General features: G+C 32.0%; 11 protein-coding genes. 4 read left to right on the top strand and 7 right to left on the bottom strand.

All coding sequences use genetic code 11. The annotated features are described in order from the left end of the window. Positions 1 to 384: 384 nt before the first annotated feature. Entirely contained in the window at positions 385 to 801 is a 417-nt protein-coding gene (locus tag B0A81_RS14010) for a lipocalin family protein (RefSeq protein WP_089058620.1), read from the bottom strand. A 339-nt stretch (positions 802 to 1,140) separates the two neighbouring features. Here B0A81_RS14010 and B0A81_RS14005 point away from each other — a divergent pair, with 339 nt between their 5' ends. Beyond that, positions 1,141 to 2,493, top strand: a complete 1,353-nt coding sequence (locus B0A81_RS14005) for a GH1 family beta-glucosidase (protein WP_089058619.1) — start codon at positions 1,141 to 1,143, stop codon at positions 2,491 to 2,493. Positions 2,494 to 2,801: 308 nt separating this feature from the next. Here the strand turns inward: B0A81_RS14005 and B0A81_RS14000 are convergent, their stop codons facing one another. Then, positions 2,802 to 3,158, bottom strand: coding sequence for a hypothetical protein (locus tag B0A81_RS14000; RefSeq protein ID WP_089058618.1), 357 nt, complete (start codon positions 3,156 to 3,158; stop codon positions 2,802 to 2,804). 1,064 nt (positions 3,159 to 4,222) lie between these two features. Between B0A81_RS14000 and B0A81_RS13990 the strand changes: the two genes are divergently transcribed. Further along, positions 4,223 to 4,423, top strand: a complete 201-nt coding sequence (locus tag B0A81_RS13990; RefSeq protein ID WP_089058616.1) for a hypothetical protein — start codon at positions 4,223 to 4,225, stop codon at positions 4,421 to 4,423. Positions 4,424 to 4,479: 56 nt separating this feature from the next. Next, positions 4,480 to 6,192, top strand: coding sequence for a tetratricopeptide repeat-containing sensor histidine kinase (locus B0A81_RS13985; protein ID WP_089058615.1), 1,713 nt, complete (start codon positions 4,480 to 4,482; stop codon positions 6,190 to 6,192). Between the two features lie 89 nt (positions 6,193 to 6,281). On the opposite strand, the gene B0A81_RS13980 is transcribed toward B0A81_RS13985, so the two are convergent. Continuing rightward, on the bottom strand, positions 6,282 to 6,815 hold the full coding sequence (locus B0A81_RS13980; RefSeq protein WP_089058614.1) for a 5' nucleotidase, NT5C type: 534 nt from the start codon (positions 6,813 to 6,815) through the stop codon (positions 6,282 to 6,284). Positions 6,816 to 6,899: 84 nt separating this feature from the next. On the opposite strand from B0A81_RS13980, the gene B0A81_RS13975 reads away from it, so the two are divergent. Continuing rightward, on the top strand, positions 6,900 to 7,649 hold the full coding sequence (locus tag B0A81_RS13975; protein WP_089058613.1) for a DeoR/GlpR family DNA-binding transcription regulator: 750 nt from the start codon (positions 6,900 to 6,902) through the stop codon (positions 7,647 to 7,649). 284 nt (positions 7,650 to 7,933) lie between these two features. Here B0A81_RS13975 and B0A81_RS13970 read toward each other — a convergent pair whose 3' ends face one another. The 4 genes from B0A81_RS13970 to B0A81_RS13955 form a co-directional block, all read right to left on the bottom strand. Beyond that, positions 7,934 to 8,899 carry a hypothetical protein gene (locus tag B0A81_RS13970; protein ID WP_123922186.1) on the bottom strand — a complete coding sequence of 322 codons (966 nt, stop codon included), beginning with the start codon at positions 8,897 to 8,899 and terminating at the stop codon, positions 7,934 to 7,936. A 55-nt stretch (positions 8,900 to 8,954) separates the two neighbouring features. Beyond that, positions 8,955 to 9,974 (bottom strand): DUF2931 family protein, encoded by a 1,020-nt coding sequence (locus tag B0A81_RS13965; RefSeq protein ID WP_244281427.1) that lies wholly within the window; start codon positions 9,972 to 9,974, stop codon positions 8,955 to 8,957. Positions 9,975 to 10,038: 64 nt separating this feature from the next. Further along, a complete protein-coding gene (locus tag B0A81_RS13960; protein ID WP_089058769.1) occupies positions 10,039 to 11,160 on the bottom strand; it encodes a phospholipase effector Tle1 domain-containing protein in 1,122 nt (373 codons plus the stop codon). A gap of 241 nt (positions 11,161 to 11,401) precedes the next feature. After that, complete coding sequence (locus B0A81_RS13955; protein ID WP_089058610.1) at positions 11,402 to 12,490, bottom strand: DUF2931 family protein; 1,089 nt, start codon at positions 12,488 to 12,490, stop codon at positions 11,402 to 11,404. Between the last annotated feature and the right edge of the window lie 28 nt (positions 12,491 to 12,518).

Raw genomic sequence — 12,518 nt, 5'->3', positions numbered from 1 at the left:
AAAATTTATTTTTTATAAAAGATTGACATGTACCCAATTTACAAGCCGCGTGCCATAATGTCTTTTGACTGAATTTTAAGATGTTACAAATTAGGACACAAAAATGAAGTGTGTATTTTTTTTACACATGTAAACAGTTTACACACTAATTGTGCGCTGAAAGTGCTAAAAATAAAGGGATTTTTTAATTACGAAGAGGTGTAATTTAAATACTAAAACGAATAATTTAGTATAAAATTGCCTTGAATATGCAGCAAGAAGACCAAAAAATATTTCCTCATACATTTACATTCCCAAAAATGTAAATTTGAAGGTATTATTATAAAAGTAAAAAACGGAAATATCTTAAAAAGCTATTTCCGTTTTTATGTAAAATAAGTGGAATTATCTGGTATAAACCGTTATTTCACCAGTAGTTTTATCCTTCAATTTTAGTTCCTTATTAGTAAGGTTCATAATATCGCTGGTTGTACTTAAATTACCAATAGTAATCGTTAAATCATTATGAGATCGTACGTAAGTTCCGCTGGTTTCTGTTAAACTGCAGTCAGTACCTTCATAATCACCAATAACCGCTTTATTACTTAATCTAAGATCTAAATAATCTCTAGTACATCCTGCTGCATTTTCTGGAGCATCAATTAACACTTCCTCTCCACCAACAATTTTTCCTGTTTTGCTTAAGTTATATTTTCCTTGTATCGGAATTATTGTTTCTCCCTCATTATCATCACTGCTGCAAGAGACGGCGAACATTGCAAAGCTTAAGGCTAATACGAATATTATTTTTCTATTTTTCATGTCGACTTTTCGTTTAAAGTTATAGTGACTAAATTAAAAGTATATACTTACAAAAAGTTTCATGATTATAAGAATGATTTACATAAATATCATTTTAGTTACATTTTCAAAAACTAAAAAAGAAGTCAATAAAAAAACAGCAGGTTTTATTTAATCATTTGATAATAATCACTTTACAATAAATTCACATTAGTTTTATTAATTTGATTAAAACTAAATATCATGAAATTCTTTAATCTAAATTTTCTAGTTTCATTCAAAGAATGGCTTTTTTTAAGAGCGATGCAGTCCTCTTTCCTTCATTAATAAATAGACTTTAATAAAGGAAAAACCGATTGAATGAATAAAGTTGAAAACTCATTTTTGAACAAAACCCAATTTGGTGAGGATTTCTTGTGGGGTGTTTCTACCGCCGCTTTCCAAATTGAAGGCGCACATGATGCCGATGGAAAAGGTTCTTCTATCTGGGACGTTTTTACTTCTCAAAAAGGAAAAATAAAAAACGATCATCATGCCGTAACTGCTTGTGATTTCTATAATTCGTACCAAACTGATATTGATTTAATTCGCGAATTAAACATTCCTAATTTTAGGTTTTCTATTTCGTGGCCCAGAATCATGCCCACCGGTGTTCATCCTGTAAATCAAGCTGGAATTGATTATTACAATAAAATTATAGATTCGCTGCTTGAATCTGGAATCGAACCTTGGATTACGCTTTATCACTGGGATTTACCACATACTTTAGAATTAAAAGGAGGCTGGACGAACCGAGAATCTGTTACTTGGTTTTCGGATTATGTTGCTGTTTGCGCTCATTATTTTGGAGATCGTGTAAAAAACTGGATGGTTATCAACGAGCCTTCCGTATTTACCGGAGCTGGATATTTTTTAGGTATTCACGCACCCGGAAAAAAAGGAATTTCCAATTACCTAAAAGCCATGCATCATGTAACACTGGCAACTGCTAAAGGTGCAAAAGTATTACGAAATGCAATTCCTGACGCAAATATTGGAACTACTTTTTCATGCACACATATTGAACCTGCGACGCAAAATGCTAAAGATATCGAAGCGGCAAAACGTGTAGATACTTTACTGAACAGAACTTTTATTGAGCCTATTTTAGGGCTTGGTTATCCGCAAAAAGATCTTCCAGTGCTTAAAAAACTCAATAATTATATCCTGGAAGATGATTTAAATAATCTCGATTTTCATTTTGATTTTATTGGTCTTCAATGTTACACTCGCGAAGTTGTAAAATCGTCTTTATTGATTCCTTACATTGGAGCTGAATTGGTAAGCGCTGATAAACGAAATGTTATTTCGACCGAAATGGGTTGGGAAGTTTATCCGCCTGCGTTGTATCACGTTCTAAAAAAATTCAATGAATACAAAGGCATTAAAAAAATAATCATTACCGAAAATGGCGCTGCTTTTGCCGATACGGTAACCAACGGAAAAGTTTTTGATATTAAACGAACGCATTATATTCAAGATCATTTAGAACAAATCTTAAAAGCAAAAGAAGAAGGCTTAAATGTAGAAGGATACTTTGTTTGGAGTTTAACAGATAACTTCGAATGGGCTGAAGGTTACAATGCCCGCTTTGGATTAATTCATGTGGATTTTAATACTCAGAAACGAACCATTAAAAACTCAGGTTTATGGTTTAAAGATTTTTTGTCGTAAACCTACATAAATAGTCTTACCGCAAAGATCGCAAATTTTTAAATTAATCATTTTTAGAAAACACAAAGTTCGCAAAGCTTTGCAATAATCCTTGCTTTGTGAACTTTGCGTAAATATTAGCTCTCGATAAATCAATGTTATTACGTTAAGCGTTTTTTTTCGAATACAAGCTATTATAGAATTTCTTATTTATTTTGAAAGCTCCAGCGGAGCGAAATATTTATAGCTCAGTTTATTTCCATGCATAAAAAGCTCCAGAGGAGCGACATATTCATAAAAAACAATAAAGTCATATAAATCAATTTAATCTAAAAATTATATTGTCTTTTTAAGATTCCAACATGAAGCTTACCATCCGTTTTTAAGTGCGATATTACGCGAATATACTGCTCTTCGGGATACTTTATTTCATAACTAAAAGTTGTATCTTTTGCTTTAATCTGAAGCAGATGTTTTCCTTCATCTGAGATTGGCAGTTCTACTGTTTCATACCCCGGAATTCCGCTTGCCGCTTTTAAACTAATTTCTTGAACTTTCTTTTTATCCAAAAGTATTTCCAGCTTTACGTTATCAAGTTTACTATTTGTAGGTTGTTCGAACGAAACAACATATTTTTTACAACCAAACGTGCATAACACAATTAATACTACTAGAATTTTTTTCATAAAAGATGTTTTTAAATTGAGATAGACAAGAAATTAAGATCTCTATTATTATTTTATAAATATAAATAATTTTATGACAATCGATCCGTCCTAAAAACGAGTTTTACTGCTTTGAAAAATAAAATTGCTAAAAGGGAAAAAACCAGAAAATTTATCGCTGAAAAAGCAAAAAAAATCACTTATTTTACTGGTTTTTATTAGGTTTACTGATTATTTTTTCTTATCTTTATAGTATAAATAACAGATCATATATGCCAAAAAACAAACCATTTACACGCCTTATTTTCCCTTTAAAAAATTACATTTTTACGCATTTTACTCTTCAAAATGCTTTTCGATTTCCTTTAGAAAATATGTCGCCTTATATTTCTTCTGCACAAAGTTCAAACTTGCAGAAAACAGCTGAGCGATTGCTCTCTTTCCAACCTTAATTTTTTTTTCTCGGATATATTTTCTGATTCCTTTTTCTAGAAAATATAAACGTACAATTTAGAAAAGATTTCCCTTTTGGGAATGTTCTTTCGATGCCTCCTTTTTATTATTCACCAAAATATTTTATATATGCCATTATTTTTGACTTCTACAAGTAAACTCTTATCCTCATTTTCAATTTTTGCTTCAACTCTATATTATTTCTGCATTTTTTAATCGTTCGAAACCAACTTTTATCGGACTTTTTGCATCTATAATACTATAGATTTATTTGAACTTAAATACCATTTAATAATTTAAACTAGACTTTGTATACTTTTTTTCTGGGAATTCTCGGGAAACTCAGGAATACGCGGGAATTCTGGGAATCCCTTGCCAGTAAAGGCTTCAAAGCGCCTTTACTTTGCACCAAGAAATTAGTTCAAGTTTTGTCTGCAGACTAAAACAATATTAAAAAACTAGTTCTAATTACAGCGTGAAAAACTGTAAGACCAAGTTTATTCGGGAAGTATAAACAACGTCTTACTGTTCTACACTCTTTACTTCCCAAAACCTATTTGGTATTGCCTTAAAAAATTCTGGATCAACTCTGGACGGCCATACCTATGTCTAATTTCTAAAAATAAATCAAAATGAAAAAACTTATACTATTTATCGCTTTTGCGTTATTGTTCACTATATTTTCTTGTACTCCAGACGAGTACGAAACACAGCCAACTAAAAAAACAGAAAAAAAAGATGGTTTTGCTGCAGGACCTGGCGAAGATCTTCCTCCTGATGGTGAGGATGGTCCTGGTGATGGAGCAGGGACGACATCGCCGCCAAAACCATAATAAAAATATATTTTTAGTATCTAATAAATTACTATTTTCGGGGAAAGTAAACTTATATGTTGCGGTCCCCGTTTTTTTATTTTATTATACTTCTTTTTCTTTTTTCTTGTGAAGAAAAAAAGACCATTACCACCAATACCGAATCAATACGAAAAGAAGCGCTTAGCTTACGAAATAAAGCAATTGAAAATTACGAAAAACAAAACTTCAATACCTCTTTTTACCAATTTAATAAATCCAAACAACTTTATGAGAAATTAAAAGACAGTGCTAATATTGGGTATATACAGATTCAAATAGCCTGTATCCAGCAAACCAATGGAGATTACTATGGCAGTAAGGAAACAGTAACTGAAGCATTACCTTATGCTAAAAAAAACAAACAATACATAGCTACTATAAATAATTTATTAGGTATTGCTGACAAAGAACTTTCTCTTTATGATGATGCCATTTTTTACTATAAAAAAGCCGTAAAAGGTTATTCAGCAGATCCTATTGGAAAACAAATGGCTTTAAATAATATTGCGGTTGTGTATATTCATCAAAAAAAATATGACAAAGCAATAACACTTCTAGAACCTCTTTTAAGAAAAAAAACATTAAAAGAGAGCGATCCTGCTGCTAAAGAATCCTTAATAATAGACAATCTTGGTTATGCTTATTTTAAAAACGGAATGGATGAAAAAGGATTCCAGTTAATGAATGAAGGTCTCCATGTAAGAAACGAATTTAAAGATACTTACGGAAGTATTGAAAGTTATCTGCATCTTGCGGATTATTTTGCTAAAAAAGACATTCAAAAATCAAATGAAAATGCGCTTTCCGCTTATAATGCAGCTACAAAACTAAATAGTGTAGATGAAAGATTAGAAGCATTGCAAATTCTAATTTCTAATAATCACAGTACTCAAAACAGCAAATATGTACAAAAGTATTTTACATTAAACGACAGTATCATTAAAGTTCGAAATAACTTTAAAAACAAGTTCGCCAAAATTAAATACGATGCTAAAAAGGAAAAAGATGAGAATGCAACACTTCGTTTAGAAAAAGCAGAAAACCAATTAGCGCTGCAAAAAGCCAACTATCTGAGAATTGGATTTGTAATTCTTTTTATTTTTCTAGTCCTGCTAATAGCCATCTTAATACGCTATTATAAGAATAAAAATAAAGCTATCGAATTTAAGACTTCCTATAATACTGAAACTCGAATTGCTAAAAAAATACACGATGAATTGGCAAATGATGTATTTCATGTGATTGCTTTTGCGGAGTCTCAACCTTTATCCGCCGAAAGTACCAAAGAAAATCTGCTTCAAAAATTAGATGATATTTACGGACGTGTAAGAGGAATTTCTAAAGAAAATAATCGAATTGATACTGGAACTAATTTTACCAACAGCATAAAAGAAATGCTTTCGATGTATAATACCAGCGCAACAAATATCATTGCTACTAACTTAGAAAATATAAACTGGGAAAGTATTGATGATGTAAAAAAGATCGCCATCAGCCGAGTTCTGCAGGAGTTAATGGTAAATATGAAAAAACACAGTAACGCAAGTCTGGTTGTAATAAAATTTGAAAATGATCCAAAATCAATTCTAATAAACTATACAGACAACGGTAAAGGCTGCGAAAAAACAAAGATTTCTAAAAATGGTCTCCAAAACGTTGAAAGCCGTATACTAGCTGTTAAAGGAACTATTAATTTTGAAACGGAACCTGACAAAGGGTTTAAGGTCAAAATATCGATACCTAAATAAACTAAATAGAACCGTTTTATAAAAAGCCTTTCAGAATTTCTTCCGAAAGGCTTTTATCTTCAAAAAACAACTATTATAACCTTTTAAGCTTATAATGTTTCGTTTAAAACCGTAACCGCTTCTTTCCAGTTGTTCACTCTTAAGTGATGCGTTTGGTTTATATTGTGAAATGCCGTAAACATAATAGGTTTACCCATGCAGTAATCTAAATTTTTGCTGTGATCATCAATCAAATAATCTGTATTGATGATTCGTTTGCTGCCGCACAAAACAATGTTTTCCCATTTAATAAAAGGAAAATGTTCGCCAAGCCAAGCAACTTTTTCAGCAAGTGAAATTGGGAATTCGGTTGCAGCCGAAACTATAAAAATTTCAAAATTCTCTTGCAGCTTCTGCAAACTTTCAACAGCATCCGGCATTACAGGCAGGCTTCTAAAAAAGTTACCTTTATTTAAAATTCCGTGTAAAAGCTCTCTTCCTTTAAAAGCTTCTTCTTCACTTAATCCTTGAATTCCTTCTTTCGAAAGGTTCATTCCGTATTCTTTATTAAATTGTTCAATCATTTGTGATTCTATATCGGCAAGTACGCCATCCATGTCAACGGCAATAGTTTTCTTTTTCATAGTTTTAATTTTGCGGTAAAATTATGCAAAAATTGCAAAACTTTGTAATTTTTAACTTATTTTTGCAATATAAATTTGCAATCGATGAAAAAAGAAGAACGTCAAAAAGTAATTTTAGAATACTTATCAAAAGAGCATCGCGTTACTTTACAAGAACTTAGCGAGTATTTAAATGTATCCGAAGACACAATTAGACGAGACGTAAAAGAGCTTTCTGATCAAGGTTTATTAAAAGCAGTTCGAGGTGGTGCAGTTGCGCCGTCACCAATTCCGCTTCACTTTAGAAATAGAGAAAAACACGATCTTGAGAATAAAAAGATTATTGCAGAAAAAGCCCTTCCTTTATTAAAAGACGGACAGGTTGTATTTATAGATGGAGGAACAACTTCGTTGGCTTTAGTGGCTAGTTTTCCTTATGATTTAAAGTTAACAGTTATAACAAATAGTTTTCCTGTTGCGGCATTAATTGAGGATTTACCCAACATCGATTTGATTTTTGCTGGAGGAAAAATGTGCAAAACTTCTTTTGCAACTTCGAGTATTGAAACCATAGATTTCTTTAGGAATTTTAGAGCAGACGTCTTCATTTTAGGAATCTGCAGTATTCATCATGAACGAGGTATTACGGGAATTTTATACGATGATTCTATGCTGAAAAAAAATATGATTCAGAACTCCAACTTTGTTATCGCCTTAAGTTCTATTGAAAAAGTAGGAACTGCAGAATCGTATTTTGTGTGTCCAATTAAAGATATTAATGTTTTAGTAACCAATGTTTCACCCGAAGAAGAATCTTTGAAAGCATACAAAAATGCAGGAATTACTATTGTTTAAAACAAAAAAGCCTTTCAGAATTTCACTTCCAAAAGGCTTTTCTCTTTTTTTGACGATAACGAAACTTCAAACTGCATGCTGCCACACGAAAGGATTCGTGCGGTAGCGGGGGGCTTTTCTCTTTTTATGACGATAACGAAACTTCAACCTGCATGCTGCCACACGAAAGGATTCGTGCGGTAGCGGGGGATACAAAGAGTCATATAGTTTTTATTCAAAATAGAAAACCAATATTTATGGGGCATGGATTACAAATCCTCGCTATCGAATGAAGTGTCATATTATTATTCTACCATCTCCATGACAGGTATTGCTTTATTTTTTCTTTTTCTGTCTTCGTTTTCTTCTAAAATTGTTTTCGGAGTTTTTAAACATACTGTATCTATAAAATCTATCGAACTAATTTTATATTTAACATTTGGTTTTACTTCAGAATCTATCTTAGTAAATTGGTATAAAACATTTAATTCTTTATCTGATGTTCTTTTTATATATTCATTTTTTGATGCATTAAATGAGTATTGAGATAAATCAATTTCTTTATTCATCACTACTTTGAAATTTTCGTCTAAAAATATTTTTTCTTGATTAAAAACTAAATCAACTTGATTTAGTTTTTCAATTATATATTTTATTTCTTTTGTAAGATTTAAAGTTTTTTTTATTACGTTTTTATTAAAAAACAGCTCCCCTCCTTGAATTTTGAAAATTCCTTCTAGAAAATCAATATCAGCATCAGCTACTAAATATTTCAGTAAATATTCATCGTATTTTTCATTTATTTTAAAGTATGCCAAATAATTTTTCTCTTGATCTGTTTTAAACAAAACCTTGTCTGTATTTCTTTTCAGTGGAAAAGAATAACAATATGAACTGCAATAATTATATTTCTCTTTTTGAACTTCATTTAATAATATATCGCTTTTTCCGTTATCATGGTCTGCAAAATATAAATTATACCTAAATGCATTTTCATTTAATATTATTTGCCTATTCAAAGATTTTCTGCCATAAAGCAAAAATTCAGAATTGTTATGATCATTTTTAAATTCCAATTGATTTTCTCTAATTTCAATTTTTCCTTTAACTGCAGTTTCATAACCTAACACTAAAAATTCATTATTATCAAAAATATAAAGCATCGCATTGTTATTTTGTATAAAATATTCCCCTTTTAGATTAGGAATCGATTGCCCAAAGCATATTACATTTAGAAACAAACTAATTATAATGGATATTCTTTTTTTCATATTTATTAACTATATTTTATTTTGAAATTTTAATTTGGCGTCATATCAATCCTTACTACTTCACATTTTTATACATCATTCCGCTCAACATACTAGGTGACCAATCAAACACCCTAATACTGTCTGCTTCAAAGGGCTGATTGTTTAACATAAGTTCTATATTGTTTTCTTTAGAGATTTTAACCTGCAAATCGATTTTACTTCCTGATTTTTTAAAAACTTCATTGACTTTTTCCCAATTAAAATAGAGATATGCCTGTTTTTTATCTTCGCCTTTTTTGCCTGTCATCCAAACTACATTAATTTCTGACGGAACTGCTCTTTCTTTATAAGCAGGATCACTAACCCACGGGCGAAGCATACATTCTATTTCGCCATTATAAAACGAAGTTTGAATTTGTATAAGTTCCGTTTTTGAGTTTTCTGAAATCACTACAGGGCGCCAATGGTAGCGACTGCGATAATTATCCCATTTTTCAGGGCTTGCATCTGCAAGAAAATATTCTTTAGCCGCTTCATCATATCTTTCCGAAGTTAAACCATATTTCTTTAAATATTTTTTCTTTATTTTTTCAATAATTACTGTATCTGATAGTATCTCTGCCTGATATCTGCCCAGCTCGATACGCGTAATGCCAAAATTGAGCCATACTACGACCATACCTTTTGGGGCAAAACCAAAAACAAGATCACTGAAACTGTCGTACGCGTTTCCGCTCGAAGATTTGTGTGCCCTGCCTAGTTTTTTGTATTCCTGTGTTTCTCCGTTTTCATCATCTATTCTGGCGTAAGCTCTTTCCATATAATCCTTAATAATATCTATAGGAAAATCGACATTTAAACGATAAAAAACATCTTCATAGCGGGAATAATAAGTAATATCGGCTCCACTGGGAGTGCCGTGCTGTGCTGTCCAAGTAGAACCTGAGTCTCCCCATCTTCCAGAAGAGCTCCCATAAGGCAAACCTGCATAAACCCCTTCTAAAGTTTTTATGGTATCGTAAATAGGAGTTACGTCATATTTGCTATCTGGAGAACATATCTCAACATAAAATTCTGGTAAGTTTTTTTTCATCTGGCATTGTATTATTTTAATAAAAAGTAGTAAGAAAACTATACTGGTTGCAATTTTTATTAGTCTATCCATATTGTATGTTACGGGTTCTTTCTGTTGCTTTTTTTATACCTCCTACTCTGGGACCCAACCCAAATTTAGTTGCACTGGCAGACCAATGCAGGTACTCTCTTCTAAGTGTCTTCAAATCATTTGTATGAATAAAATCCATATAATGCATTTTTTTTACTTCGGTTACATATTCTTTTTGAACATTTTCACCTTCATTAAACCGTTTCACATATTGATTTCTTACATGCGTACAGGTGTTGATATAATGCACTAACTGTTTGTCTACGCCCATTAAAAATGGGTCTTTTATCTTATGATCATTTATATTTAAAGTTTTATAAAACACATCAAATTGTTTCGAATAATGAAACATCCGATTGAGCGACACTTTATCATACGTTCTGTGAACTGCTTTTTTTATACCTACCAAACCGTAATATCCTACGGGATTATCATTGTACTCTTCTGGTACTTTTTGGGTAAAATCTTTAGTATACGAATGAATAATATGCAATTGATCTGGACTATACCAGCCTTCCTCAATCAATATTTGTTTAAATTTTTCGCATTCTCGATTAAAATAAGGTTCATAAAAAAGATCTACTCTTTCAGAATCATTTTCTACATAACACCCCCCAATATCAGAATGCACTCCTGGCAGCGTGATTTCTAAGCCGTTTATTCCAGCACTGTCAATGTTGGTTAAATCAAAATTATCGCGATGCTCATCATCCGCCGCAAACTGCAATACAAAAGAGGCTTTTTTTACAGCATCTAATCCTAACTGTTTGGTATCGCTATCAATAATGCTGACACCAAAAACTTCCGTTCCTCTGTGGTTAACTCCATAAGCAGCAACAGTATCGTATAAGCCAACAAATCTGAAAATAATTTCATTAGGATTAAATCCCTGAGCTGCCAGACAGGCGCCAAAAAAGCCATGCTTTTTTACCAGTGCATCCGTTTCATCCGTTTTTGCATAGGTCACTCCCTTCAGACCGTACGGAGGCAGAGCTGTTTCCTTACTGCTAAGCAGTGGTGTATGGGTTACGGCTGGCGTGGTGGCCACATGCAGAAAATGCCTAGCAGCTGTTGCTCCTCGGCTAAAACCATATACATTTACCTCAAGTATCATTTTCTTTCCTGCATATTTCTGTAAACTTTCAGCAGACAAAAAACAAGCTTTAGTCACTTTGGCTTTAACCCCTCGTTCTCCTTCGCCCAGCGGAGTAATTTTTTGGCGTGCATACTGCCGCACCCCAAGAATATTGTTTCTCTTTCATAGTATTTTGACATGAAATCAAACTCAAGAAAGCAGCTAAAGTCATAAATAGAAAAATTCTTCTCATAGCATTTTTACAAATTGTACTGATACTCTATAAATAAGGATTTGGTTTTGTAAAAGATTCCTGTGATAAAATTGCATCTTTCATATCAACTTCGCTAGATGCTGTTTTTAATTTTATGGATATTCCTTTAGTTTCTCTTGGTTTGGTCTTTCTATCTATTTCTACTACAAATTTTATACTTTCTCCGTCTTTTAAATTCTCAAAAATTGCTTTGGATTTTTTTTCATCAAAGAAAATATCACTTTCCATGCGCCTATCGTTTACATCGTGCCAGACAATATTTATTTTTCTAGGAACAGCGCGTGATTTAATAGGCATCATATTTCCGTTTAAACTCAAAAAAATAGATTCAAATTCCCCATTTATATAATTTATAAGAATTGTTTCTACTTTATCTTCTGCCTTAACTTGAGGAGTTAAATTATATTCTCTAAACAGTGTTTCCCAATATCCCAATGGAATTGTACCGTTTTTAATCTGGTCTAATATTTCTTGTGGCAGGTCTTTAATGTTAACTCTAATTGTTTCATCAATTCCTTCTTGGGTTTTCATTATTTCATGTGCAATTCCCCAATCTACAGTTTTGTCTTCATGTGCTTGATATTTCCCTACAATGGTCATATTAGATTGGCTAAATACATATAAAACAACCATTCCTCCAGGAAACAAGCCTGCATTAATTACAAAACGCCTGTCGATAAAAATTTCACTTTTTTTAGTTTCTTTGTTCCAATATGGTCTTTTACTGCCATTAATCATTAGGGATTCTATTTTATCTGAATCGAGTTTAAAAATTCCCGAATAGCTTTTGCTTTCAGTATAAGACAACCATGTAATGTCGAGTGTTTTTGGAGATATTCCACTCGCTTCGCCTGATGAAGAACCGTCATTGTTTCCTAGATTATTACTATTAATAACTCGATCAAATGGCATATATACATATCCACTTTTTGGAGTATTCCCAACTATTAAGTGTCCTGAAAAAATTTCAGCAGGATAATTTTTTGGTGTGCATACTGCCGCACTCCAAGAATATTGTTTCTCTTTCATAGTATTTTGACATGAAATCAAACTCAAGAAAGCAGCTAAAGTCATAAATAGAAAAATTCTTCTCATAGCATTTTTACAAATTGTACTGATACTC

The sequence above is a fragment of the Flavobacterium plurextorum genome (assembly GCF_002217395.1).
In the GTDB taxonomy this organism is placed as follows: domain Bacteria; phylum Bacteroidota; class Bacteroidia; order Flavobacteriales; family Flavobacteriaceae; genus Flavobacterium; species Flavobacterium plurextorum.
This window is presented reverse-complemented; position numbering and strand designations above follow the sequence as displayed.